Source organism: Cyclobacterium jeungdonense, assembly GCF_010994275.1.
GTDB classification, from domain to species: Bacteria; Bacteroidota; Bacteroidia; order Cytophagales; family Cyclobacteriaceae; genus Cyclobacterium; species Cyclobacterium jeungdonense.
In genome coordinates this window covers 71,792-98,777 of sequence record NZ_WMCD01000003.1, presented here as the reverse complement: position 1 = coordinate 98,777, position 26,986 = coordinate 71,792, and the positions used below count along the sequence as shown (strand labels likewise).

Annotated in this window: 22 protein-coding genes and 1 riboswitch; of the genes, 7 read left to right on the top strand and 15 right to left on the bottom strand. The window is 44.3% G+C overall.

Annotated elements, in window-relative coordinates; all coding sequences use genetic code 11:
- Positions 1-100 precede the first annotated feature (100 nt).
- The 3 genes from GKS34_RS07930 to GKS34_RS07920 form a co-directional block, all read right to left on the bottom strand.
- On the bottom strand, positions 101-1,426 hold the full coding sequence (locus tag GKS34_RS07930) for a dicarboxylate/amino acid:cation symporter (RefSeq protein ID WP_163384276.1): 1,326 nt from the start codon (positions 1,424-1,426) through the stop codon (positions 101-103).
- Between the two features lie 113 nt (positions 1,427-1,539).
- A complete protein-coding gene (gene aroC / locus GKS34_RS07925) occupies positions 1,540-2,616 on the bottom strand; it encodes a chorismate synthase (protein ID WP_163384275.1) in 1,077 nt (358 codons plus the stop codon).
- A gap of 3 nt (positions 2,617-2,619) precedes the next feature.
- Entirely contained in the window at positions 2,620-4,065 is a 1,446-nt protein-coding gene (locus GKS34_RS07920) for a BatD family protein (protein WP_163384274.1), read from the bottom strand.
- Between the two features lie 135 nt (positions 4,066-4,200).
- On the opposite strand from GKS34_RS07920, the gene GKS34_RS07915 reads away from it, so the two are divergent.
- From GKS34_RS07915 to GKS34_RS07905, 3 genes are all read left to right on the top strand, one after another.
- Positions 4,201-4,392, top strand: a complete 192-nt coding sequence (locus GKS34_RS07915; RefSeq protein WP_162341119.1) for a hypothetical protein — start codon at positions 4,201-4,203, stop codon at positions 4,390-4,392.
- 129 nt (positions 4,393-4,521) lie between these two features.
- Positions 4,522-4,833, top strand: a complete 312-nt coding sequence (locus tag GKS34_RS07910; protein WP_163384273.1) for a hypothetical protein — start codon at positions 4,522-4,524, stop codon at positions 4,831-4,833.
- A 291-nt stretch (positions 4,834-5,124) separates the two neighbouring features.
- Positions 5,125-7,005: an ABC-F family ATP-binding cassette domain-containing protein gene (locus GKS34_RS07905; protein ID WP_163384272.1), complete on the top strand. Its 1,881-nt coding sequence runs from the start codon at positions 5,125-5,127 to the stop codon at positions 7,003-7,005.
- 114 nt (positions 7,006-7,119) lie between these two features.
- Here GKS34_RS07905 and GKS34_RS07900 read toward each other — a convergent pair whose 3' ends face one another.
- The 8 genes from GKS34_RS07900 to GKS34_RS07865 form a co-directional block, all read right to left on the bottom strand.
- Positions 7,120-7,977, bottom strand: a complete 858-nt coding sequence (locus GKS34_RS07900; protein ID WP_163384271.1) for a nucleoside phosphorylase — start codon at positions 7,975-7,977, stop codon at positions 7,120-7,122.
- Positions 7,958-8,944 carry an oxygen-dependent tRNA uridine(34) hydroxylase TrhO gene (trhO, locus tag GKS34_RS07895; RefSeq protein ID WP_163384270.1) on the bottom strand — a complete coding sequence of 329 codons (987 nt, stop codon included), beginning with the start codon at positions 8,942-8,944 and terminating at the stop codon, positions 7,958-7,960. Before trhO ends, GKS34_RS07900 begins: the two co-directional genes overlap by 20 nt.
- Before the next feature lie 61 nt (positions 8,945-9,005).
- A complete protein-coding gene (locus GKS34_RS07890; protein ID WP_163384269.1) occupies positions 9,006-9,644 on the bottom strand; it encodes an acetyltransferase in 639 nt (212 codons plus the stop codon).
- 56 nt (positions 9,645-9,700) lie between these two features.
- Positions 9,701-11,002, bottom strand: a complete 1,302-nt coding sequence (locus tag GKS34_RS07885) for a DUF2851 family protein (RefSeq protein ID WP_163384268.1) — start codon at positions 11,000-11,002, stop codon at positions 9,701-9,703.
- Between the two features lie 67 nt (positions 11,003-11,069).
- The gene (gene pyrF, locus GKS34_RS07880; protein ID WP_163384267.1) at positions 11,070-11,888 is read right to left on the bottom strand and encodes an orotidine-5'-phosphate decarboxylase; all 819 of its coding nucleotides are present in this window, start codon (positions 11,886-11,888) and stop codon (positions 11,070-11,072) included.
- Positions 11,889-11,937: 49 nt separating this feature from the next.
- On the bottom strand, positions 11,938-12,594 hold the full coding sequence (gene lolA1, locus GKS34_RS07875) for an outer membrane lipoprotein periplasmic chaperone LolA1 (RefSeq protein WP_163384266.1): 657 nt from the start codon (positions 12,592-12,594) through the stop codon (positions 11,938-11,940).
- 19 nt (positions 12,595-12,613) lie between these two features.
- A complete protein-coding gene (locus tag GKS34_RS07870) occupies positions 12,614-15,064 on the bottom strand; it encodes an FtsK/SpoIIIE family DNA translocase (RefSeq protein ID WP_163384265.1) in 2,451 nt (816 codons plus the stop codon).
- Between the two features lie 75 nt (positions 15,065-15,139).
- Positions 15,140-16,171 carry a quinone-dependent dihydroorotate dehydrogenase gene (locus tag GKS34_RS07865; protein WP_163384569.1) on the bottom strand — a complete coding sequence of 344 codons (1,032 nt, stop codon included), beginning with the start codon at positions 16,169-16,171 and terminating at the stop codon, positions 15,140-15,142.
- 179 nt (positions 16,172-16,350) lie between these two features.
- Between GKS34_RS07865 and GKS34_RS07860 the strand changes: the two genes are divergently transcribed.
- A complete protein-coding gene (locus GKS34_RS07860; protein ID WP_163384264.1) occupies positions 16,351-17,592 on the top strand; it encodes a polysaccharide deacetylase family protein in 1,242 nt (413 codons plus the stop codon).
- 75 nt (positions 17,593-17,667) lie between these two features.
- On the opposite strand, the gene GKS34_RS07855 is transcribed toward GKS34_RS07860, so the two are convergent.
- On the bottom strand, positions 17,668-18,789 hold the full coding sequence (locus tag GKS34_RS07855; protein WP_163384263.1) for a Gfo/Idh/MocA family protein: 1,122 nt from the start codon (positions 18,787-18,789) through the stop codon (positions 17,668-17,670).
- A gap of 140 nt (positions 18,790-18,929) precedes the next feature.
- Between GKS34_RS07855 and GKS34_RS07850 the strand changes: the two genes are divergently transcribed.
- The gene (locus GKS34_RS07850; protein WP_240459234.1) at positions 18,930-19,343 is read left to right on the top strand and encodes a GNAT family N-acetyltransferase; all 414 of its coding nucleotides are present in this window, start codon (positions 18,930-18,932) and stop codon (positions 19,341-19,343) included.
- Positions 19,344-19,403: 60 nt separating this feature from the next.
- Here GKS34_RS07850 and GKS34_RS07845 read toward each other — a convergent pair whose 3' ends face one another.
- From GKS34_RS07845 to GKS34_RS07835, 3 genes are all read right to left on the bottom strand, one after another.
- On the bottom strand, positions 19,404-20,873 hold the full coding sequence (locus tag GKS34_RS07845) for a Gfo/Idh/MocA family protein (protein ID WP_163384262.1): 1,470 nt from the start codon (positions 20,871-20,873) through the stop codon (positions 19,404-19,406).
- A gap of 354 nt (positions 20,874-21,227) precedes the next feature.
- A complete protein-coding gene (locus tag GKS34_RS07840) occupies positions 21,228-21,464 on the bottom strand; it encodes an acyl carrier protein (protein WP_162341132.1) in 237 nt (78 codons plus the stop codon).
- Positions 21,465-21,600: 136 nt separating this feature from the next.
- Complete coding sequence (locus GKS34_RS07835; protein WP_163384261.1) at positions 21,601-22,893, bottom strand: voltage-gated chloride channel family protein; 1,293 nt, start codon at positions 22,891-22,893, stop codon at positions 21,601-21,603.
- 56 nt (positions 22,894-22,949) lie between these two features.
- Positions 22,950-23,060: riboswitch (Fluoride riboswitch) on the bottom strand.
- 211 nt (positions 23,061-23,271) lie between these two features.
- Between GKS34_RS07835 and GKS34_RS07830 the strand changes: the two genes are divergently transcribed.
- Positions 23,272-24,165 (top strand): TIGR01777 family oxidoreductase, encoded by an 894-nt coding sequence (locus tag GKS34_RS07830; protein ID WP_163384260.1) that lies wholly within the window; start codon positions 23,272-23,274, stop codon positions 24,163-24,165.
- A gap of 226 nt (positions 24,166-24,391) precedes the next feature.
- A complete protein-coding gene (locus tag GKS34_RS07825; protein WP_163384259.1) occupies positions 24,392-26,944 on the top strand; it encodes a M14 family metallopeptidase in 2,553 nt (850 codons plus the stop codon).
- Positions 26,945-26,986: the final 42 nt, after the last annotated feature.

Sequence of the window (26,986 nt, the reverse complement as noted above, 5' to 3'; positions counted from 1 at the left end):
TTACTAATTTATTTTGAAAGGTTTTCTTCTAAGCAATGTTAAAACGCCCGAAATGGAATGATGGTTCGGTAAATGGACAATTCGTTTGTGAAAAATCTTCTTAGGAGGCTGTGAGAGGATTTGATTTTCGGATCAATCCCTCTGGCAACTCTCCCTCGGTGGAAGCCACGACGGTACAGACCATGGCATCTCCTGTCACATTCACAATGGTCCGGAACATGTCCAGAATTCGATCAGGTGCCAAAATCAAGGCTATTCCTGCTGCAGGAACACCAATCGATTCCAATACTATGATCAACATAATGATTCCTGCCCCCGGTACTCCCGCCGTACCAATGGAAGCCAGGGTTGCTGTCATTACAATTAGTAATTGCTGAGTGATGCTCAGATCCATCCCAAGGGCCTGAGCAATAAATACAGCTGCCACTCCCTGATACAAACTGGTCCCGTCCATATTGATGGTGGCACCCAATGGCAAAACGAAGCTGCTTACTTCTTCCGAAACCCCTATTTCTTCTTCTACCTGTTTCATAGTCACGGGCAGGGTGGCCGAACTGGAACTGGTCGTAAATGCCAGTAACTGGGCCGGTCTAATGGCTTTGAAAAAGTCCTGATACCTGACTTTGGTAAAGGATTTCAATATTATGGGATAAGTTACCAATGTCATAAATGCCAATCCTCCCAAAACAACCAAGCTGTATTTTAGCAAAGCAAGGAGCAACTCCAGGGCTGAACCGGGGTTATCCCCTGTTATTTCCACGATTAGCGAAGCCATAAGTGCAAATACCCCATAGGGAGCTAAAATCATGATAAACCCCACGATTTTGATGATCACATCATTCAATCCATCAAAAAAGGCGATGACGGGTGCTGCCTTACTTTTTGGGATTTGTATCAGGGCAATGCCTACAATAATGGCAAAAAACACCACCTGCAGCATGCTCGCATTTTCGGTAGTTGCCTGAAAAATGTTTTCCGGAACCATGTCCACCAAAGGCTGTAAAGGGCTTTGCTGCTTGAGTTCCTCAGCCTGCAACGTTTTACTGTCGGCCGTTTCGGTATAAAGACTCATCAGGTTATCCCTGGTTTCCACCGGCAGGCTTTTCCCGGGATTAAAAATATTCACAATGATCAAACCTACGGAAACCGACAAGGCAGTAGTAAAAATATAGGTCAGAATTGTTTTTCCACCAATTCTACTCAGTTTGGAAATATCACCCAGGTTGGATACACCTACAATCAGCGAGGCGAGCACCAGTGGAACGGCAATCATTTTAAGCCCATTGATAAAGATGGTTCCTACCGGTTTGATGTAATTAAGAGTAAAATCCGGAGAGATGCCAAGTTTTACGACAGCTAAACCTACGATAAGGCCCAAAACCAATCCGATGATGATCTGGGTGTGAAGGGGTATTTTTTTTTTCATGTGATTATAATTGTTTTTTAGGGGCCATATGGAATCTCACATGCTTTATAATCATCCCTCTGTCTGTCGCTTGCGTCATGCTCGATTTCATGTGTGGTTAGTGGTTGAAGTGGTTATAGTTTGCTTGAGCGATTCAATAACAGGTAATCGGCCAGTACAAGCGCGCACATGGCCTCCACAATGGGCACGGCTCGTGGCACCACGCATGGGTCGTGACGCCCTTTTCCAGAAACCACGGCAGGTTCACCCTTCGTATCAATGCTCTCCTGATCCTGCATTATGGTTGCTACTGGCTTAAAAGCTACTCTGAAATAAATGGCTTCTCCATTGGATATTCCTCCTTGAATACCTCCGGAATGGTTTGTTCTGGTTTTTATTTTTTCGCCTTCTTTGTAAAAGGCGTCGTTGTGTTCGGAGCCTTTCATGCTCACCCCCTCAAATCCACTCCCGTATTCGAATCCTTTGACTGCATTGATACTAAGCATTGCATGTCCCAAAGCGGCGTGCAATCGATCAAAAACTGGCTCTCCAAGTCCTGCGGGGACTCCCTGCGCTACACAACTCACCACCCCTCCTATGGTATCCCTGTTTTTTCTGGTTTCATCTATCAATTCAATCATCCGCTCAGCAGCTTCCGCATCCGGACAACGCACAATGTTTGATTCTGTCTGACTAAAATCAAGTTCCTGATACGTCTTGTCCAGGCGCTCGTGGCCTGCCTGGCTCACATAGGCATTTATCGAAACCCCGAATTCCTGCAGCATTAATTTCGCAACGGCCCCTGCGGCAACTCTAGCCGCTGTCTCCCTTGCACTGCTTCTTCCACCCCCTCGGTAATCCCGGACACCATACTTTTCATGATAGGTGAAGTCTGCATGGGAAGGCCTGAACTTATCGGCGATATGAGAATAATCTTTGCTCTTCTGGTCGGTATTGTAGATGACGATCGCGATGGGCGTTCCCGTGCTTTTCCCCTCAAACACTCCCGACAGAATTTCAAAACCGTCTTCCTCTTTTCTCTGAGTAGTGATTTTGGATTGCCCCGGCTTTCTTCTCTGAAGCTCCTGGCGAATAAACGCTTCATCTACAGCAATTCCAGCGGGACAGCCATCAATAATCACTCCCAACCCTTTTCCGTGTGACTCCCCGAAGGTGGTGATTGTGAAAACATTACCAAATGTATTGCGCATGAATTATTTTTTCTTAAACATCAAAAACCCTAATAAAATGACTCCCAGCAACAGCAAACCATTTATCAGTGCGGAAAAATAATATTTATATCCCTGGTTTAAAAGCTTATTGTCTTCTACTTCGATCAGATCGTACAATCCTCCAAGGCGGGATGAGGATATGGCCTGATTGATCTTACTCTCACCTGTCACTTGAACTATTGCCTGAGGTATCAAGGTATCGTATCGGGCCAACTGTGGATTAAAATAAATCCATTCAAAGTGATCTTTTAAGGCTACTTCTTCTTGTTCATTTAAAGTGATAAAATAGCCGAACTCCTTCATCCCGGTTACTTTTCCTCTCCCCCGGTTTATTTGCAATTGCTCGTTGGGGTCGAAGGTATTTAACTTTTGGCGTTGTTTTAGGCGTGGAGGACGAATGGAACTGATATTGCCCTCACCTATGATGGTGAAATCATAAGTAAAACCTTCTCCCGTCTGCACCTCCTTTTGCTCAAAACTTTCCCTCAAGCGATAATTCCCTACACTTACTTCATTTTTTAGGGGATGAGGGGGCAGGGCATTCACCTGAATGGACTTGGGTTGAGAATAAAAGGTTTTGAAATCTTGCAGTCTATTGCTGCCAAAAAAGCTCGGATTTTTCGCGATCCGGTACTTGATCATTTCCCAGCCTACCGAGGGAAAATCCACCGATCCGGCGTTAAACGGGAAAAAACTGGCTTCATACACTTTGTATTTGGTCCACTGTTTCCCTCCAAATTCGACCCTCTCAGGCTGAATACTGGTAATATTAAAATTTTCTTCCCAGGCGTTTCCAGGCTTAATTTCATTGATGATTCGCTCGAGTTGCTTACCTGGTTCGTGAAAATTAAATGGTGCCTGGTTACTTTCAGACATGTAAAATGCCAAACTCACATTGAACCCCTCTCCTACATAAACCTCTTCCTTGTCCACAGACAAAGAGAAAAACGCATCGTCTTCCACCTCCACATACTCCGGTTCTTCTGAATTATTACCACCAAAAAGATCATCAAAAGGATCAAGAGCACGGTTGTTTCGCGCACTGGCCCGGGCATCGACCACGGTAATGGTTTTTCCCGGTGAAGAAACACTTTTTTCATTCACCGATAAAGTGAAGTTTGGCAGGGTAAATTGTCCTTTTCTTATGGGTTTGTAATATTGGATAATACTATTGGTGCTGCTCATTTGCCCATTTACGATGTTCATGGACGAACTTTGGGATACTCCCTGCTTCTGGAATCCCGAAATCTCAGGCAATTGATCATAGGACCGGATTTTTTCGCCCGAAACCGTTACTTTTATGGTAAATGTTTCATTCAGTGCGACTTCGCTTTCTCCCAATTCTATGCTAATATCCTGAGCCCTGGCCGTTAAAGAAAAAAGACACGCAAGGGATACGAAAAGAACACGGTTAATCGTTGAGAACATAGAAGATGTTTGTGGTACCTTAATTTATAACTGCAAATAAACAAGTATATTTTATACGTAACAAATCTAATTTTAAGCCGTAGTAGATATTAAAATCAATCTTTTTACCAAACCTAATTAAAAATAACATGAACCATGATGGAATATGTTAAAACTATTTTATTAAAGGTAAGTTTTGACAGCAAGCTCTTTGAAAAAGAATTGCGAAAGGGCCTGAATCTATTGGTTCCAGCCGAGCTGGAAGAGTTCAGGAAATGGTGTTACAAGACATTTTCCAAACTATACGAGCCAATTTTGAATAAATATTTTATTAAATTGGCCGGTTAATCCAACCCTTAACAGCCCCAATATTATTGGGGCTTTTTTTGTTCATTTACTCAAGTTTATTTCTACAGGCATATTTCTTCTACTTTATACAAAATTTTGGCTACTTTTAAGATTATTAACAAAATAACCATGGAAAGGAAAAGTTCAGGATTTGACGAAATCGAAAAAATGCTTCAGGAAGTTGGAAGCAAAATCGAAGTTTTGATAGAAAAAGGAACCAAGGCTACCGGAGAGGCTAGCGAAGAAATCGAAAAAAAAATCCAGGAACTCCGCGGTAAAAAGGAGAAACTGGAAAAGGAACTCAAGGAAAAAAAAGCATCGTTTGAAGAAAAATACCAAGGTAAAAAAGGAAATGCCCAACCATTTCTGGATGAATCTCTGGCGCATTTCAAACAAAGCATCCGTTCTTTGGTCCAGGCTATAAATGAATTTTTAAAGTAATCTCCCGCTTCCTGAATTGAAAGCCAGGAGCACTCTAAATAAACCCTCCTTTGGATGCAGAACCCATTCTGAATCCTACAGCTTAGGAATTAAAAAGAATCAGAAAAAAGAACTTCGGTCTTAAAAGGCAGATTAGATCCGGGTTACTTTCTTCTCCTATCCTCTTGGTCCAAGAATACAAACATTTTTGGTAGCAAAAGTAAGTACCATTTCCACTTGCTCTTTCCCCACCGGCACGTCTACCTGATCTTAAAGATTGAATAATCAAAAATACGGTTGTAATTTTACACGATGAATTACCTTTCAGTAGAAAATTTAAGCAAATCATTTGGCGAGCGGGTTTTATTTACCCGCATTTCCTTTGGTCTGGAGCGCGGTCAAAAGACGGCGCTGGTAGGCATAAATGGGGCAGGAAAATCCACCCTGATGAAAATAATAATGGGAGAGGATATTCCAGATGAGGGGCAAGTGGTTATTAATCAAGAGGCCAAGATAGCTTATGTACACCAAAATCCGGTTTTCTCCGGGGATAAAACCATTTATCAGACCGTATTTGACGATCCGGATAACGAGATCATCCAGGTAATTCAAGAATACCAAAAAGTGCTTTTGGATGCAGAGCATGACGGACAGGGAAAACTCCAGCCCATGCTTGAGAAAATGGATAGGCTGCAAGCCTGGGACTTTGAATACCAAATCAATGAGGTACTAGGAAAATTGGGACTGCACAATACGGATATCCCCGTGTCTGCACTGAGCGGAGGCCAAAGAAAACGAGTAGCACTGGCGCGGGCCATATTGAATTTTCCGGATCTCCTGCTACTGGATGAACCCACCAATCACCTGGATCTTGAAACCATCGAATGGCTGGAAGAATACCTTTCCAAGTCCAACCTTTCCCTGCTAATGGTTACTCATGACCGGTACTTCCTGGACCGGGTTACCAATCAGATTTTGGAGCTGGAGCAGGGCAACCTCTACCGGTATGCTGGAAACTATGGCTATTTTCTGGAGAAAAAAGCCGAAAGAAAAGCGAACCAGGCCACCGAACAGGAAAAGGCAAAAAGTTTGTATAAAAAAGAACTGGATTGGATTCGGCGACAACCCAAAGCAAGAGGGACAAAGGCCAAATACCGGGTGGATGCCTTTGAGGAGACCAAGGACAAAGCATTTCGCCCTTCGGAAGAGCGGGATATTAGTCTGGAAGTCACTTCCAGAAGGCTGGGCAAAAAAATAGTGGAACTAGAGAAAATCCATAAATCATATGGAGACCTGAAACTGGTTGATGACTTCAGCTACATTTTCAAAAAGGGAGATAAAATCGGAATCGTTGGACCCAATGGGGCCGGCAAGACCACCTTCCTCAACATGCTGACGGGTATGGATACCCCAGATAAAGGTGAGGTAATCATCGGACAAACCACTGCCTTTGGCTATTACAGGCAGGAAGAGAACAGTTTTGATGAAGAAAAACGACTCTTAGATTGCGTTAAAGAAGTTGCCGAAGTGGTCACCGTTGCTGGTGGAAGCACCATTACGATTAGCCAATTTCTCAACCAATTTGGTTTTCCGCCAAAACAGCAGCACACCCCCATTTCCAAACTCAGCGGTGGAGAAAGACGGCGGCTTCAGTTGCTTATGGTGCTGGTGAAAAGCCCCAATTTTCTAATTCTGGATGAGCCCACCAATGACCTGGACATTGTCACGCTCAATACCCTGGAAGATTTTTTGGAAAATTTTCCGGGATGCCTGGTCATTGTTTCTCACGACAGGTATTTTATGGATCGATTGGTAGACCACTTATTCGTTTTTGAAGGGCAAGGACAAATAAGCGATTTTCCTGGAAACTACACCGATTACAGGGAAAGCCTGAAGGTAAAAAAGACAGGCACCGCCAAAAAAGAAGTGGTAAAAGCAGCAAAACTTACCGAGTCTCCTGCCAGCAGCTCCGGCAAAGCAAGCTACAAAGACAAAAAGGAGTTCGAATCCATAGAACTGGAATTAAAAAAGCTCAACTCCCATAAAAAAGCACTGGTGGATAAAATGGCCAAGGGTACAGATGAGCACCAACTGCTGACCGAGTGGTCTCAGGAAATTGAACAAATCGATAAGAAGGCCGAAGAGCTGGAAATGCGCTGGCTCGAATTAAGCGAGTTGGATGGAATTGGCTAAAATGTCCCCTCTTCTTCTCGTAGAGCGGATGAGGGGCTATATCGCTATTTTTTTTTAAAATTCCCTGAGATTATCTAAGTAGAAAATTTGGGAGAGGATCGGCTATTCGCCTGCTTATATTTTTTTCAGAACGATGGAAATTAATTTTTCCACCACCTTCTCGGGAGCATCTGAAAAACGGTTGGTTATGCGGTTGGCTACGATAGCATTAAGGCTGAGCATGTCATGTCCCAAAAGTCTGCCCATGGCATAATAGCCAGCGGTTTCCATTTCAAAATTTGAAAAAAATCCTGGGTTTACTTCAAGTCCGCTTAATTTGGAAATCATATCCGGAATCCGGGGACTAATCCTAACGACTCTTCCCTGCGGCCCATAAAATCCAGGGCAGGTGACCGTAATTCCCTGGGGAAGGTCGGCAAACCTTTCCAATAAATTTTCAGACGCCTGCACACAGTAGGGTAAAAAAGGCAAATCCAACCGCTCTTTAGCCACTTTTGCTATCGAACTTTCCTCTCTGCTCTGCGGAAGTTGATAAAATGCCATCAAGGTGTCCAATCCAAGAGCGAAGGAAGAAGCCAGCAGGCTGCCCGCTGGAAGACTGACCTGCATCCCACCTGAGGTACCCACACGAATAATCGTAAGGCGGGTAAGTTTTTTTTTGGGGAGCCGGGTACTGAAATCGACATTGAACAAGGCGTCCAATTCCGTTATAAAAATCTCGACGTTGTCCGTACCCATACCCGTGCTGATCACGCTGAGCCTTTTGCCTTTGAACCATCCGGTATGGGTTACAAATTCCCGTTTGCGAATTCTTAGCTCTACCTTATCAAAGTGTTTGGAAATCTCCTGCACCCTTTCGGGGTCACCCACCGCGATAACTGTCTCTGCCACCTGTCCCGGTTTGAGGTTCAGGTGGTAGATGCTTCCATCCTTATTGAGAATAAAATCCGATTCAGCCAGGGGTTTTACCATACAGGGCAGTTTTTATCTTGTCCCCATTTGGCTTTTGGTAGAGCCCCTTATACGGGTTGTATCCGTTTGTATTTTTCTGGTAATAACCAGTGCCATTATAAGCTCTTTTTTTGGGATGCATTTTGCAGGTTTCCGAACAAGCTCCTTCCATTTCCCAACCACAGGAATCACATATAGGCACGTGGACATTACAATCCGGGTTGGCGCAGTTGACCATTCGATCCGAAGCGGTACCACAGACGAAACATTTAGAAATAATTTTGGGATTGACGGAATTTACCTCTACTGCAAGTCGATTGTCAAAAACATAACACTTGCCTTCAAAATCCGCTCCGCCTGCTTCCATTCCGTATTTGATAATCCCACCGTGAAGCTGGTATACATCTTGAAATCCCTGTTCCAGCAAAAAGGCAGAGGCCTTTTCACACTTGATTCCGCCAGTACAGTAGGTCAAAACCTTTTTGTTTTTCAGGTGCTCCAGCTCTTTGACTTTTTCCGGAAAATCACGGAAATTATCGATATCTAGCCTGATGGCATTTTTAAAATGACCCAACTCGTGTTCGTAGTTGGAGCGGACATCCAGAATAACCACGTCTTCTTCATCCTTTAGAGCCTTGAATTCAGCAGGTTCCAGGTGTTTGCCAGTTTTCATTCGGGGATTGATGTGTTTCAGCCCTGAATGAACGATTTCCTCTTTTGCGCGAACGTTTATTTTTGCGAAAGCATGTTCCTGGTGGGCGTCTACTTTGAATTCGGTGTCGACAAACCTCGGATCGGAGGTTACATAGGCCATGTACTTGTCACAATCTTCCTTCAACCCGGAAACGGTTCCATTGAGTCCCTCTGACGAGACGATAATTCTCCCCCGGATATTATTTTCGACGCAAAATAGATGATGTTCATCTCGGTATGCTTCCAAATCCTCGATTGGAGCATAGCAATAATAAAGTAAAATTCGATATTCCATAACTCAAGCCCTGTTTCCGACAGGGTGTTATTTTTAACCTCTAAATATAATCTGCTATTTTCTATTTTTCAACAACTTGAGCCGGATTGCCAAACACGGTTTGATTTGCCTCTACGTCTCCTATTACTACGGAACCGGCGCCAACACGGGCATTTTTCCCTATGGTAACCCCCGCTACGACCGTAACTCCGGACCCCAGGAAAACCCCGTTTCCAATCGTCGTTCCTGAATTTACCACTGCTCCGGCACCTATTTGGACGAAATCTCCTATTTTAGCCTGATGTTCTATGGTAGCGTTGGTATGGAGAATGCAGTGATTTCCAATGCTGGCGCCAGCGCCAATGCTTACCTTTGCATTGATAAAGTTTCCATGGCCTATCGCAGCGTCTGTTGAAATATAGGAAAGGCGGTGCAAGGCATTAACGGGTTGTACCTTTCGCTTCTCATTCAGCATTTTTACCAAAGAGGACCTGTATCGGGCATCATCCACGGCCACAAAGGCTTCGCACTTTTTACCGATCAATTTTAAATACCCATCGTCTTCCGGGTTACCCAAAATTGCCACATTATTTATTTCCTTTTTGTGAAGGCTTTCGTCCTCATCCAGAAAACCATACACCACCAGATCATGGCTATTGAAAATTTCAAGTGCGGGATGAGCTATCCCCTTGGCGCCAAATATAATTATGGGTTTCTCCATGATTCTTTTTTTTGAATGGCAAAATTACGGGAAATTCCCGTCACGTGCAAAAATCCTCATTTATTGCCTCGGAGTAGGTTTTGGCCAATTTTGCAGGAAAGGCACTTCCTTTTGGAACAATAGCCTTGGTACAAACCCAGCATCCCCTGGCTGTCAAATGCCTGCAATGGCTCCCAGGCAGCTCCGGAAAAAATGTCAATTAAACTGTTTTTTTCTGCCGGGATTTCCTGAAGAAAATTAAAGCATTTTTCCTGCCAGGCTCCCAGATCGGAGTACCGCCCGTAAGCATACCAGAGCGGGACCACGAAATTGATGGCCAGTAGATTCAACAGGCTCTCTGTAAGTTTGCCGCTGGTTTTGACTTTCATGGGCTTTCCAAAGTGATAATGTTGCTGCCAATACTCACTAACAGTAAGTTTAAAAACCTGGCGAAAAGAGGATACATCTTGCAGCCGGTAAAGAACGTTTGAAAATAAATTCGGACTGGAATTCAGCAGAGAGGCCAGCTGAGACAGCCGAAAGGAGGGGAAGTTTCCCGGCCTTACCTTCATGAATTTCCATTCTGACCCAAAAAGATCCCTTTTTAATCCGTATTTTCCTTGTAAATAGGTATATTCTGCACCCAACTTTTGCTCATACCCAGGACTCATATTCAAAGAAGGCTGCATCATAGCGGCCTGTCCATAAATCAATGCTTCCACCTGCAACAGGTTCCCAGCATTTTTTTTGAGCAAATTATAAGGAAGACTTTTCGCCAGCTTCAGCATGGGCCGGGCATTGGTCTTAAAACCAAAGGAATAAAACAACCATTGATAAGCCGTTTCCTCCCAATCTTGTTGGTTTTCTTCCAATAGGGATAAAACCAGTTGACTTTTTTCCTGTAGACGCTCCACCAATGCCTTTTCCAGCATGGAGAACTTTAAAATTCCAGGCACTCCGGCCAATGCATCCGTGCACAAAAGTTTTTTGGGCGAAAACAACAGTTTCTCGTAGTTCTTTATCACGTCCAAAGGTATCTTACCCTGAAGCGATAAGGTAGGAAGGGTGGTGCCATCTACCCGGGTGACCGATTCGTCATGCTCCCATACCACGTGCAAAACCACGCTATTGTAGGCCGGATCCTTTTGATGCTGATGGGACTTCCAATCGGAGGAACGTAGGTGAATTTCTACATGACCAAAATGCTTGATCCCAGCGATCAGGATTTCGGCTTCTTTAAAGTCCGGTCCTTCGTGCTGGTTATGAAACCCGATTTTGTAAATAGACAGCGGCAATCCATTGCTAGTCTCCAGTCCTTTCTTGTCAAAATACTGGTACTTCCACACCATTTGAAGAAAATCTTCCTGAAAACGAATCATAAAAAAGACTGAAAATCCCGATGAATATACAAAAAATACGTTTTTGGAGAAAATACTGAGGCAAATATTAACCGCAGTACTGGTTTAGCAGCTTTTCCATGGACGTTTGAAGTTTCTGCGCTTCCTTCTTGGCAGCCTCGGCAAAATCCCTGTTGGATGAGGCATAGATAATTCCGCGAGAAGAATTTACCAATAGTCCGCAGCTAGCATTCATGCCGTACCGGGCTACTTCTTCGAGGCTTCCCCCCTGGGCACCCACGCCGGGCACCAATAAAAAATGCTCGGGGATAATTTCCCGTACCGATTGAATCGCCGACCCGCGAGTAGCACCCACCACGTACATGGTATTTTGTGGCGTTCCCCAGAGTTTACTTTTTTCCAATACCGACGCAAATAAAGGCGTTCCCTTCTTGTCCTCTATCAATTGAAAATCCTGACTTCCCCGGTTGGAGGTCAGTGCAAGTAAAATCGCCCATTTTCCTTCAAATTTTAGAAATGGACTCACGCTGTCCTCGCCCATGTAAGGTGCTACTGTGATGGCATCAAAATTCATTTGTTCAAAAAAGGCCTTAGCATACAAGGTGGAAGTATTCCCAATATCCCCTCTTTTGGCATCAGCAATAGTAAACACATTTTCGGGCAAATATTCCAGGGTCTTCTGTAACGTTTCCCAGCCACCGGGGCCCAGGGCCTCGTAAAAGGCCAGGTTGGGCTTGTAGGCTACTGCCTGGTCGATGGTAGCGTCGATAATCGCTTTGTTGAAGGTAAAAATCGGATCTTTTTCCTTGAGCAGGTAACCTGGGATTTTTTCCAGAACTGGATCCAACCCTACGCAAAGAAAGGATTGTTTATGTTGAATTTGCGCGTATATCTCACTTGAAGTCATGGCACAAAAATATAAAAAATTAGAACAGCAGTGCCTATATAGACATACCTTACCTTAGGTCAATGACTTCAACATCCTGATTTTCTTGGGTATTGAATACGAAATAATCATCCATGACACTGACATCGCTATCCAAATCCTTAAACGTATACGTGAAAGTCCCTCCCACGTCATCTTGTATTTCCCAGGCAACAAGTTCCAGTTTGGACTTATCAATAAAGAGTGTGATATTTTCAAATTGAGATTTTTCCTTTTCTGAAGTAAGAAGGATTTCATGTACAGCCACTCCATTCTTCTGATCGCTTCCGACTAACTCAGCCTGATATCCTTTTTGATAAATCGAATAGATGTTCGAAGGTGTCAGTTCTTCGGAATCTTCTTCAACATTATTAATGGTTACCTCTTTATATTTGCTGGATTTAATGAGGGTCCATACGGTATTGCCATTATTAAAAATTTCCTGATCGTTCAGTGTAAGCCGGTATTTATCCCCTTTCACGGTCACCTGGCCCGTATTGGTTTGTATCAACCCTTCCTCATCTGTGGAATAAGCGTATTCAAATGTAGCTGAAAACCCGTTCAGTTCCTGATAATTATCACTTACTTCCGATAGGATTTCTATGGCTTTTGGGTCACTTTGCCCAACCGCAATCTGAAAACTCCATAGGAAAGCAAGACTTAAGGCGATTATATTTTTGCTTGTCATTTTACTTTTACTATCTGTTTTAAAGGTTGTTCAATAATTGTTCCAAACTGGTTTCGTCTTGTACCAATACTTCCCGGGCCTTACTACCTTCAAATGCTCCTACCACTCCGGCAGCTTCGAGCTGATCGATTATCCTTCCTGCCCGGTTATAACCTAGTTTCAATTTCCGCTGGATCAAGGAAGTACTTCCCTGCTGGTGCATGACGATCAATCTGGCGGCATCGTCGAACAAGGGATCTCTATCCGAAAGGTCCACTTCACCCAATCCCCCATCTCCTTCTTCTCCTACGAACTCAGGAAGTAGATACGCATCTGGATAACCTCGCTGATCACCTATCCATTCGCAGATGGAATCCACTTCGGGAGTGTCCAGAAAAGCACATTGTAACCTGATCACATCCGATCCCATGGACAGCAGCATGTCTCCCATGCCGATTAACTGTTCTGCTCCCCCTGCATCCAGAATGGTCCGGCTGTCTATTTTGCTGGTAACCCTAAAGGACAATCTGGCCGGAAAATTCGCCTTAATAATTCCGGTAATTACATTGACTGAAGGTCGCTGCGTTGCCAGCACCAGGTGAATCCCAATGGCTCTGGCTAATTGAGCGAGCCTTGCAATAGGCCCTTCAATTTCCTTCCCGGCTGTCATCATCAAATCTGCCAATTCGTCAATCACCAATACTATGTAGGGCATAAATTGATGCCCTTTTTCAGGATTCAATTTCCGGGCTACAAACTTGGTATTATACTCCTTCAAATTCCTACAACCCGCGTCCTTCAACAAATCGTACCGATTGTCCATTTCAATACAAAGTGAATTTAACGTATAAATCACCTTTTTTGTATCCGTAATGATGGCTTCCTCGGCGTTGGGAAGCTTTGCGAGAAAATGCCTTTCAATCTTATTAAATAAGGTTAATTCTACTTTTTTCGGGTCTACCAAAATCAATTTTAACTGAGAAGGATGCTTCTTGTAAATTAGGGAAGCAAGAATCATGTTCAATCCTACCGATTTTCCCTGACCCGTAGCTCCTGCCATCAGCAAATGGGGCATTTTGGCCAAATCCACGACGAAAACCTCGTTTGAAATGGTTTTTCCAAGGGCCACCGGCAGCTCTTTATCGCTCTTCATGAATTTTTCGGTACCCAGCACCGAACGCGCGGCCACCAATTCCCGGTTTTTATTGGGTACCTCAATTCCAATGGTGCCTTTTCCGGGAATAGGGGCGATAATTCGGATCCCTAAAGCTGCCAGACTCAGGGCTATATCGTCTTCCAGGTTCTTAATCTTACTGATTTTAACCCCTGGATCCGGAATGATCTCGTACAAGGTAACAGTGGGTCCGATGGTTGCCTTAATTTCCTGAATCCCGATTTTAAAATTAACAAGCGTTTCTACAATCTTGTTTTTATTCTCTTCCAGCTCCTGTCTGGTGACCGTGACTTTTTGCTGATCGTACTCATTCAGCAAGTCTAGCGTAGGAAACTGATAGCTGGGAAGATCCAGTGTAGGATCATAGGGATCGGAGTTCACGACGGTATCGGCCGTCTTCTCCTCCCCATGTTGGGATGAAACAATAAAGTTATCCGGGGCTTCCTCTTCCCGCGATTCGGTCACGCGGGTTCGGTCCTCCACATTGAAAGCAGGTGATTCAGAAATCCCCTTTTGAGGAGCGGGCTTTTCGTTTTCTGATAATTTCCAGCTGTTCTCTGAAGATTCCTCCTCTTCTGATACGTCCAAATCTTCTTTGATAGCCGTATTTTCAGGAACCGAATCCCGCACCAAATACGACTCATTTTCATCTTCCCCCTCAATAGCGGTTGCATTTTCAGAATGCCCAAACCAGCTGATCTGATCCACGTTAAAAAAAATAATGACAAATATTAATAGCGAACCAAAAATCAGTATGAAGGTTCCCCAGCCTAGCAATTCATCGGCAATCAGTGCCAGTTCGTATCCAAAACCTCCGCTGAGGAATGCCAGGTAGTTAAATCCATCAATCAAATGAACCAGGTAGCCTAATAGCAATCCCAGCCAGACCAAAAAAAACAAGGAAAAAAAAGCGTACCTGCTCAGGGAGATCAGGTTGTTTTTAAACGACAGGCGGTAGCCCCATATAAACAAGAAGGGTGGAAAAAGTAGGGCGGCCAGCCCGAACCACCTGAAAATCATATAATGCGACATCACTGCGCCACTGTACCCCAGCAGATTTTGAGTTTCCCCGCCTTTTGTACGTAAGGGAACACCCGAATCACTGACCAGACTCTGATCGGCCTGCCCCGCGAAAAGGTAACTCAAAAATGCCAAAAACATGAAAATGGCAAACATCATAAAAAAGATGCCAAATGATAACCCCCAGCGTTTATCCTTAAAAATAGCCCAGGAAAACGCGCGCTTTGGCTTTTCTGCTCCTTTTACTGGACCTGATTTTTTCTTAAACGTATTCTTTTTGTACGTATTTGCAGTCATGGTTATTCCTTTCCTCCACTATTCGGGATGTAATTTAACGCTTGCTTTAGAAATAAAAAAGAATTGCTAGCTCCCCTACCCCTTAACCAAACCCTTTTTCAAACGCTTCACCAATGCTGGCCCCTCATAAATCATTCCAGAGTAAATCTGTACCAAGCTTGCCCCCGCTTCCAGTTTTTCTCTGGCATCCGAAGCGGAAAAAACCCCTCCAACCCCAATTATCGGAAAAGCATTACCGGATTTTTGGGTCAGGTACCGGATTACTTCGGTACTCCTATCCTTCAGTACCTTACCACTTAGGCCGCCTGCTCCAATTGCCTCTACTTCTTCCGGGGAAGTTTTCAACCCTCCCCTATCAATGGTAGTATTGGTAGCCACCACCCCATCGATTCCGGTTTCCGTGACGATAGCAATGATATCATCCAATTGTCCGTCCGTAAGATCCGGAGCAATTTTAAGCAAAACGGGTCGGGTCTTAGGATAGCTTTCCATGGTTTTGCTTATCGCCGTTAACAAGCGCTGAAGAGGCTCCTTGTCTTGCAATTCCCTTAACCCAGGAGTATTTGGAGAGCTGACATTCACAACAAAATAATCTACATATGGATGCAAGGCATGAATACAATATAAATAATCATCCAGGGCTTGCTCGTTCGGGGTATCCTTGTTCTTACCAATATTTCCCCCTACCAGTATTTTGGCATTCCGCTTTTTTAACCTTTCCACGGCAGCCGCCACTCCACCATTGTTAAATCCCATTCTATTGATCAGGGCATGATCTTCGGGCAGCCTGAAAAGACGTGGTTTCGGGTTACCGTCCTGAGCCCTGGGGGTGAGGGTACCGATTTCTACAAAACCAAAACCAAGCATGGCCATCTCGTCTATCAGCTTCGCATCCTTATCAAAACCCGCTGCCAGGCCAATGGGATTGCTGAACTTCAATCCAAAAACCTCCCTTTCCAAATCCCGGTGCTCAAAGGCAAAAGCGGATTTAATCAAGGAATGCAATAAGGGCAAGTTAAACAGCCTTTTGATCCAGGAAAAGGTGAAATGATGCGCTGACTCAGCGTCTTGGAGGAATAAAACAGGCTTAATTAGATACTTATACACGTCGGCAATCATTTTTCTAAGCCCAAAATTAAACCAATTCTCCGACATCACCTGCTATTCGTTTCACAAAGTAACCGCGAATACTTTCCTTCACTTTATTCCATATAGTTACCTAATCTGATTCTATGAATGGTAAGTAGAAAATTATTTCTATTTTAGATGGCTAAACCCAAGAGCTTATGAAAAAAATTTCAAAAATCTCTCCAATTTGCATGCTTTTCCTGGTTTCAATTTCCATGTCTGCCTGGGCACAGGGAACCCCTTTCCCCTGGCCAGACGGAAACAAGATGGCTCTGAGTCTAAGTTTCGACGATGCAAGAGCTAGTAACCCCCTAACCGGGATCCCCCTATTGAACAAGCATGGAATCCTGGCTACCTTTTTTGTACTACCTGAGGGCGTCAAGTCCAATCTCGAAGGATGGAAAATGGCTGCGAAACAGGGGCATGAAATGGCAAACCATTCCTTTACACATCCCTGTAGTGGTAATTTCACCTGGTCCAGGGAGAAAGCGTTGGAAAATTATACCGAAGATAGGATGGAAAAAGAGTTGTTGGCGGCAAACCAAGCAGTCTATGACCTTTTGGATGTTAAACCAGCAGTTTATGCCTATCCTTGTGGTCAAAAATATTTTGGTAGCGGCAGGCATACCCAAAGCCTGGTACCGCTCATAGCTGAACACTTTCTGGCTGGCAGAGGCTGGCTGGATGAGGCCGCCGCTGATCCCTGGTATGTGGACATGGCCCAATTGCCGGGAATAAAAATGGACGATACCAATTTTGAAACCTTGCTACCAATGATACAGCAAAGTTCCGAAAACGGACACTGGCTGATCCTTGCAGGGCACGAAACAGGAACCGAGGGGCCCCAGACTACGCGCCTGGAATTTCTTGAAAAACTGGCCGTCTACGTAAATGATCCTGCCAATAAAATATGGGTGGCTCCGATGGGTACCATTGCCCAATACGTAAAGGCGACCCGTGAAGCCATGCTGGACACGTTAAATCAGCCCCGGCTAATCCGGGCAAATCCGGATGGTAACCTAATTCTAACGGCAGAAAAAGGAAAAGGGATCGGGCCTGACATTCAATACATGCCCGAATGGAAGGCATTCGGCTGGTTCACTGAAAAAGACCAGGTAGTCTGGGAAATGGAGGTACCGGAAACAGGTTCCTATGAAGTATGGATGGAATGGTCTGTTTCAGACGAGGAAGCCGGTAAGGAGTACCTCCTTTCCGTTTCCACGCAAAACTTGCAAGGAAAAATAGAGAAAACCGGCTCCTGGGAAACCTTCAGGCAAAAAAAGCTGGGAATACTCCAGATGGATAAAGGATATCAGAAGCTTTCCTTCAAGGGAGCTAATCCCGCGGTGAAAGGTCCTTTGCTGGATATCAGAAAGATAAGCCTGGAACCCGTTGAATAAACAGCCAAGGCTTTATCGGCAGGTAAGGGGTTCTTAACCCGATTGAACGCATTAATGGCTTGAAGTAAAGGGTTCTTATCCTAACTGGATAGGCTCCTTTCTACCCGAAGCTACTGCTTTGTAAATGGTATCGATGATGATTAGATCTTTCAGGCCTTCCTCACCATCTACAGGCACTTTTGCCGTTTCCCCTTCCAGTATAATTTCTGCCATGCGGTCCATTTGTACCGTCTGATGGGTGATATGTGGGTTGTCCAATGGCCCTTTATGCGTCTTCCCCTTTATGGGACCATATCCTGTAGAAGGCTGCATTTCAGCGAAACCTTGGGTACCGTTAAGGAAAAACCGATCCAGGTTTCCCATGCTATACGTGGACAGGCAGGAGGCGACAATTCCTTCCGGAAAACCAAACTGAAAAAGAATCGTTTCATCCACCCCTTCTTTAAATTTTACCGGATCGGTTTTGGTTTCCTGGGCGGTTACCCAGATAGGCTCTTTTCCGATCATGTACCGTGCGCCATTGATGGAATAAATACCGATATCCATCATCGCTCCACCGCCTGCGAGCTCCTTATTTAAGCGCCATTGACTAGGATCTCCAATTTTAAAACCGCTCAGGCCCTGAAAAAATTTGATTTCTCCAAATTCTCCTGCTTCTCTCATACGAATGACCTCTAACGTATTTGCTTCAAAATGCATGCGGTACCCCACCAAAAGCTGAACACCTGCATTCTTGCAGGCCTCCACCATCTCTCTTCCCTGTTCTGCATTGAGGGCCATTGGTTTTTCGCAAATGACGTGTTTCCTTGCTGCGGCCACCCGCAAAGTCTGGGGATGGTGAAGTGCATTGGGGGTAATGATATACACGGCGTCAATGTCTGGATTGTCCTTAATCGCATCAAAATTTTCGTAGTTATAGCAGTTTTTTGACGGGATGTTGTACTTTTCCTGCCAAGCTGAAATTTTTGAAGGGGTCCCACTGATGACCCCTACCAACTTGGCCTTTTTACTGTCCTGCATGGCTTCTGCTACCCTTGTTCCATAACTACCAAGTCCCATGATGGCCACCCGCAACATTCTATCCTGGAAAACACTTTTTTGCCAGCCAGGAAAGGAGCTGGATTTCAGGCCCGGTATCAGCGGTAAAGAAACAGCAGATAGGGTTAGTTTCTGTAAAAAATTTCGTCTACTCTTCATGGTCCATTGGTTTTTGGTTATGGTTAGATGGTTCTGCAATACGCCAAATGCAAGATATTGGTTTTTTTTGATATATAGAACATAAAAATCGGGTTACCTTTGTTCTGTAATAGGAATAATAAGGTAATCATTCGATAAAGTTGGAAAAAATTAAGTATCAGGAAGAAAATCATCTGTCTGTTTATGAATTCAAAGAACTTCTTATTGCTTCCACCCTGGGAGAAAGAAGACCGGTCACAGACATAAATAGGCTGGAAACCATGCTTCAGCATGCCAACCTGATCCTCACGGCAAGAAAACACGGACGGCTGGTAGGCGTCGCCAGGTCAATAACAGACCAGGCTTTCTGTACCTATTTGTCGGATCTGGCTGTTCATCAAGACTATCAAAAACAGGGGATAGGCAAAACGTTGATCCTGAAGACCAAAGCTGCCTATCCCCTGGCAAAACTAATTCTCTTATCCGCTCCGAAAGCGGTGGGTTTTTATCCAAAAATTGGCATGAGCAAGCATCCCCATTGTTATTTTCTGGATGACCCTACCCGGATCACCTGATCGGTAACCCAAATCCCAATTGTCCCATCCTACTAAAAGTAACCCTTCGGATGTTGGATATTATACGGAACCGGGAGAAGGCAAGTCAAATTCTGCTCTTCGCGGGTCGTATAACAGGCGGTTGGCTTCCAGTGAGCCTTCCCCCACAAAATGCTCGGCCTCACCGTCGAACTCCAGCCAAGGACCTACGACGTAATCGGCCTGGTCCACGGGTACTCCCATACCATCTCTTGCTATTTCATGGATTTTCATGAACTCTTCAAAAGCCAACGGGTTATCTCCAAACTTGCCCGCCTTGGCATTAAAAGGAACTTTTTTACCCATTCGGTACGAAATATTCATCAGGTGTCCCATGGTGCAACTGTAGTGAGCATCATACATATTGCCATTTGCCATTGAGGGATCGTTTGCTTTGCAGGCGACAATAAAACTTCCAAATGCACCACCAGGTGTAATTTTTACGGGGCTTGCGTTTACATTTCTAGGTTGACTCCCTTGATGAGATTTGTACTCTCCGCCTTCCATCAACCTACCACCATCTTCAAAGTAAAACCGGTTGGTCACCTCTCGCTCGTACCCCTCATGGTCGACATTTCTTACATTAAAAAAAACATACTGTCCATTCGAAAATTCAGCCAAGGCAAACATGGTATTGGGCGTTTCTCCCTGATCATCCCATTTAAAGCGTCCTCCAATTGCCATTACTCTTTTTGGGTGGGTATTCGCTACTTCATCATCCAAGGCCCAATAGGCCACATCCAGTTGATGCGTTCCCTGATTATTTAACTCCCCGTTTCCCACTTGCCAAAACCAATGCCAATTATAATGAACCAGGTTTTCGTGGTAACCATCGATGACAGAAGGACCTTTCCATAAGTTCCAGTCCAAATGAGATGGTGGATTAGTTACCGGCCGGTAACCTATTCCCTCCCTGGGCTTACAAGCGAACCCATGGGAAACTTTCATTTTTCCATACATTCCGGATTTAATTTCTCCGATTTGTTTGGCCCAGTTATCACTGCTTCGTCTTTGCGTCCCGTGTTGAACGACAATGCCGTACTTTTCTGCTGCAGCCAGAGCTATTCTTCCTTCGTGAACGTCGTGGCTGGCCGGCTTTTCCACATAGCAATGCTTGCCTGCCTGGGCCGCCCAAACCACCATTAAGGAATGCCAATTATTGGGAGTAGCCACACTGATAGCATCTATATCCTTATCCTCCAACACCCGCCGAACATCAGTTTCCGCTTTTACCCGGTTACTTTTTGTCTCTCCATCACGAAGGGATTGCACCCGCTCTCCCAAGACTCGACTATCCGGGTCTACCAGGTAAACAATTTCAGAATCCTTGTGCTCTGAGAATTCCCGGATATGTGTCTTTCCCCGGCCATTGACCCCGCATACTGCTGTCCGGAACCTTTCATTGGCACCCATAATCGCTCCATAAGACTTTGCGTTAAAGCCCATGGCACCGATGGTCAAACCACCCGCACCAAAAATTGATTTTTTAATAAATTCCCTTCTTTGTTTCATTATTTGGGTTTAGTTAATATCTAATTCATACAAGTTTGTTTATAAATAAAAGAAAATTCTTACTGGAATCAAACAGTAAGGTGCTGTTTATAAAATCTCACTCTCGTTTAAATCATTTATTTGCACCAAGCAGAGTTGCTTTAAAACGACCATACGGGCCATTAAAAAAAATCGGGGACGTGTTTAAGAAAATGTTTGATATTACAAATGGCAGCCAAATAACCCTAACGGCCATTGCTTGCCAGGACGGGATTTAAGAAAAAATCATAAACGCTTACTTCCTGGTTGACTCAATAAAAGTGAACCAAAAAAAAATTTCAATTTTGAATGGAAAAGTGAAAAGGGGTCGCTAACCTAGGATGCCTGCAACAACGAATCAATTAATTCTGATGGGGTTTGAATACGGGCTATTTTGTCATCCTCCAATTCTTTTTTCAATTCGTATTCTAGTTCGAAAATCAAGCCTGAAACAAAAATCTTGTCCATCCTTAAATCATAATAAAAATTGGCTGCTTTCTTTTTCCCTGTAAGTGGAATGCCATAAGATTGAAACACCCCAATTGCTTTACGCATGGCTGTGATATTTTTCATAATTTCACTAAGAATTAATTTAAAATGAAGACGAATTATCCTGTGATTTTGTTGTGCCAACACGTAAGTTTTTTCATTAAAGTTTTATACCAGAGGTTTAAACCACAGCAAAACCTAATTTTAGTCTGAAAATGGATTAGCCTATTTTCTTTCCTTTATTCTTCCGTTGTTGCCCATATTTCGGAGAACCAATAACCTGTGAGCTGTAAATTCCAGAATGACCACTAAACAAATAAGCAATTACACAGGCCAAACCGATAAACACGCCGGATTCGGCACCAAAAAGTTCAATTCCCATAAGGGTACAGGCGAGCGGCGTGTTAGTGGCCCCGGAAAAGACGCCGACAAAACCCATCCCCGCCAACAATGCTAATGGCAAGGGTATAAATATTGATAATGCATTCCCCAGCGTAGAACCAATATAAAACAATGGCGTGACTTCTCCCCCCTTAAAACCTGCTCCCAAAGTGATAGAAGTTTTCAGCAGCTTCACTAAAAAGTCATACCAGGGCAGGTTTTCGGAAAACGCATCCACAATGGTAGGAATACCAAGTCCTATGTACTTTGTAGTTCCCATGAAATAAACAGAGGCCGCAATGATCAGCCCACCAGCCACAGGACGCAAGGGAGGGTATTTTATTATTTTTGTGAATAGAGCTGCCCAAAAATGGGTAGTTCTCGCAAAAAGCCTACCTGTCAGACCAAAGCATATACCTGCCGGAATGATCCAAAGAAAGGTAATTATATCCGCATCAGGGACATAGGGAATGGAGTAATGCGTATGAGGGACCTTCCACAAACCGGTACAGGCATAATCTGCCAGGTAGGCAGCGAAGAATGCCGGCAAAATGGATTCGTACCGTAGTCTGCCAATGATAAGCCATTCCAAAGCAAAAACGGCCCCTGCCAACGGAGTGCCGAAAACAGAAGAAAATCCTGCAGCTACCCCAATGGTAAGGATTATTTTCCTATCCTGAACGGGTAGTTTAAACCATTTGGTAAATTGATCAGCAAGGGCTCCTCCCATTTGTACAGCAGTGCCCTCTCTTCCTGCCGATCCTCCAAAAAAATGTGTCAAGACCGTTCCTCCAAGTACCAGGGGCGCCATTCTTAATGGAATCACTTGCAAAGGATTGTAAAACTCCTCCAGTAGTTGGTTATTCCCTTTCACCACAGAACTACCAAACTGGTGATACATCCACCCGATAAAAAACCCTCCGAGGGGAAGGAATCCTATTAGCCAAAGATGACCCTCTCTGAAACGCGTCGCCCAGTCCAACGCTATTAAAAACAGGGCAGAAGCGGATCCCACCGCAATGCCGATCACTGTTGACAAAAGCAACCAGCGAAAGGTGAATTTGAGACTAGGAACCAGTTCTTGATAAAAAAACTGGATTATCGGTAAGAATTTCTTGCTCCTCTTCAACATAAACAAATGGACAACGATGTATACAAAATAATGCCTGTGAAAAACAGACAATATCAGTTGAAGCAGGAGTCATCAGCTGCATAAAAATAGCAACGGTTTGTAAGGAATGGTTCGAAAATTAAATCAACCATTACCAATTCTGGTGGAACCCCATCACCAAAGGCTGCAAATATAAGGAAAGAATTTAAAACTCATCAGGGAGATGGCGTCGGAATAGGGTTAGGATACCGTCTTACTTCCTGGTAAGGCGCATTTGCGAAAACACAAAACTAGCTGCAAGCGTCCATCCAGGAGAAATCCAAAACAGCGCAGGTTAGATGGAATAATTTTTGATACGTGAACAGTCAGTTAAAATGAAACACGGAATAAAAAATAAGGATGCAAAATATATTAATTACCGGAGGTTCCGGATTGATTGGCAATTCAATCACAAAATTACTAGTACATAAGGGCAAAGAAGTAGCCTGGCTCAGTAGAAACCCGGACAAACAGGAGCAAAAGTCCTTTTACTGGGATCCAGAAAAGGACATTCTGGATCAGGAGTCGCTTTATTGGGCAGATGGCATCATTCACCTTGCTGGTGCCGGGGTGGCCGATAAGCGATGGACAGATAGCCGGAAAAAGGAAATTCTAGATAGTCGCGTTAAAAGCAGCCTATTGCTTTTTCAGGAACTCCAAAAAATAAAGGACAAGCCCAAGGCATTTATCAGTTCCAGTGCCGTGGGATACTATGGTATTGACACCGGTGAGAAGTTGGTTTTCGAGGGAGATCCTCCTGGTAAGGACTTCCTTGCCAGCGTAGTGAAGGAATGGGAGACCGCAACCGAAAAAATCCAAGACCTGAAAATCCGCACCGTACTCTTGCGTATAGGAATCGTGCTGTCAAAAGACGGCGGAGCCTTACCTGAAATCCTCAAACCGCCGGTAGCAGCTCCTTTGGGTGATGGAAAACAATACATGAGCTGGATTCATATAGAAGACCTTTCAAGAATGTTTGTGCATGCCTTAGAAAATCCGGGCTTATCAGGTATTTACAATGCCGTCGGACCGGTACCGGTAACCAATCGCGGTTTGACGAAGAAAGCGGCACACTTCAAAGGGAAACCATTCATTGGCGTAGGGGTACCAGGGTTTGCTTTAAAAATCATCTTGGGAGAAATGGCGGAAATGGTAATCGGTGGCAACCGTGTAAGTTCTGAAAAAATGGAAGGCACCGGGTTTCGGTACCTCTACAGCGACCTGAACCAGGCGCTAAAGCAAATATTCAAATAGATTTGATAAGTGGTCCAGCTTACTTAAATAAAATTAGTATTTTCATATATTTATAATTGTTTCTTAATGGTCACATAGCCTGTCCCGATATTAAATCGGGAGAATCTCGCATGCTTTATTATTATTCCTATGGGTGTCGCTTGCGTCATGCCTGTCTGCCTCAGACAGGCTCGATTTCAAATTCATTTTCCGAATCCTAACCATTTCTCCGACAAAATCAAAAAACATGAAATTTACCCTGTCAAGCATACTGCTTATACTCCTTTTTTTTCACGCTAGAGCTCAGGAAGAAGTAGGCCTGGATTACTACCTTCCGGAAACTTCTACCTACGATAACAGCATACCCAAACCTTCAGCTGTTCTCGGTTTCGAAGTTGGAGCCTGGCATGCAAATCATTCCCAAGTGGTTCATTATTTTAGGACCATCGCGGAGAATTCACCGCGTGCATTATTGATTGAATATGGCCAAAGCTACGAAAAGCGTCCGCTGCTAATGCTAGCAGTATCCTCCCCTGAAAACATTCGTAATTTGGAGGAGATAAAGGCAGAAAGAGCTGGATTAAGACGAGGCACGGCCAATCCGGAGGATTTACCGGTGGTCATGTACATGGGTCATTCGGTTCATGGGAATGAGGCATCCGGAGTAAATGCCTCCCTTTTGTCTGCCTATCACTTCACCGCTGCCACTGAGATCACTGAGGACCTGGAAAATATGATTCTGTTGATAGATCCTGCCATCAATCCAGACGGCATAAATCGCTTTGCCTCCTGGGTAAATAGCCATAGGAGCTATCATCCCAACGGCGACCCTAATAATCGCGAACTGAACGAAACCTGGCCTAGGGGTCGGACTAACCATTACTGGTTTGATCTTAATCGGGATTGGCTTCCGGTACAGCATCCCGAATCCAGAGGGAGAATCAGCCAGCTTCAAAAATGGCTGCCGAATATTGTATTGGATTTCCACGAGATGGGAACCAATAGCACTTTTTTCTTTCAGCCTGGAATTCCCAGCAGAAACAATCCGCTAACCCCGGAAAAAAACATGGAATTAACAGAGAAAATAGCTCAGTACCATGCCCGCTATTTGGACGAAATCGGCTCTCTCTATTATACCAGGGAGAGTTTTGACGACTATTATTACGGAAAAGGCTCGACCTATCCGGATATTCAGGGAGCCATTGGAATATTGTTTGAACAAGCCTCTTCAAGAGGACATCTTCAGGAAAATGTATTCGGGGAAATCTCTTTTCCGTTTACCATCCGAAATCAATTTACCACCGCACTGTCATCCTTCGAAGCTGCTCGTGACATGCGGGTAGAACTCAACCAATACATGTTGGACTTCTACGAGGACTCCAAAACCGAATACACCGAGGATGATGATAAGGCGTATATATTTGGATCGGATGAAGATTACGGTAGAGCTTATCATTTGGCGGATCTTTTACTGCAGCACGATATCGACCTGTACAGTTTGGAGGAGGATGTAAATATGAACGGTGTGCCTTTTAGCTCGGGCAACTCCTTTATCGTACCGCTGGATCAGCCTCAATATAAAATGATCAAGACGATGTTTGAAACCCGGACGGAATTTCAGGACAGTCTTTTTTATGACGTTTCTACCTGGAACATGCCCATGGCATTTAACTTGAACTACATGGCGCTCAGTAGTAGGATTCTCAATCTGGCAAAAGTGGAAGATGTAAGTGACGGCATAGAATTCAGGGAAGGGAAGATATTGGGAGGATCCGGAGCCTATAGCTACGCATTCGAATGGCAGGAATATTATGCCCCAAAAGCCTTGTACCAGCTGATGGAAAAAGGATACCAGGTGCGGGTTACCCATGAAAAATTTCAAAACCAGTTGGGCAAAGTTTTTAATCGGGGTGCTATTTTAGTAGAGAGAGGCAATTCTGATAATAGTGAAGAGACATTTTATGAAGACATGCAGCAAATTGCTGCGTCCAGTGGTATCACGATTCATGCCTTATCTACCGGCTACACCTCAGGCGTTAATCTGGGTTCGCCCAGTATAGATGTTTTGGAAAAGCCTACCATTGCCTTGTTGGTAGATGAAGGAGTGGGGAGCTCGGATGCGGGGGAAATCTGGCATTTATTTGACCAGCGATTAGAAATACCCCTTACCCTAATGCCGGCAAATCGTCTCTCCTCCGCCGACCTTAGCCGGTACACAGTACTTATTATGCCGACAGGGAATTATTCCCAGGTTGGGGAAAATGGGACCAATAAATTAAAGGCCTGGATAGAAAATGGCGGTACGCTCATCGCACGAGGTGCAGCCATGAATTGGTTGACCGGTAATGAATTGGCCGCTTTTAAATTTCAATCTCCGCAAGACACATCCGCAGCTGGTCAGACACCTTATGCCAATCTTGCAAACGAGCGAGGAGCCAGAGTAACTGGTGGCGCTATATTTAAAGCCAAACTGGATATCACCCACCCCATTGGGTATGGGTATTTGTCTGAAAACCTACATGTATTCAAATCAGGAAATCAATTTCTGGAACTTTCTTCCAACCCCTTTGCAAATCCCTTGGTTTATACGGATAGTCCACTGGCAAGTGGCTATGTGCATCCGGAAAATCTGGAATTGATAAAAAATAAGGGCGTGGTACAGATTTCTGCCTTGGGAGATGGAAGAATCATTGGTTTTGTAGACAATCCAAATTTTAGAGCCTTCTGGTTTGGCACCAATAAATTGTTCCTAAACGCGGTATTTTTCGGTCAGACCATCAATAATGCCTCGGCGAGGTAATCGGTTTCACAGCAGGGTTGAAGCTTCTTTCACGCTTCACCC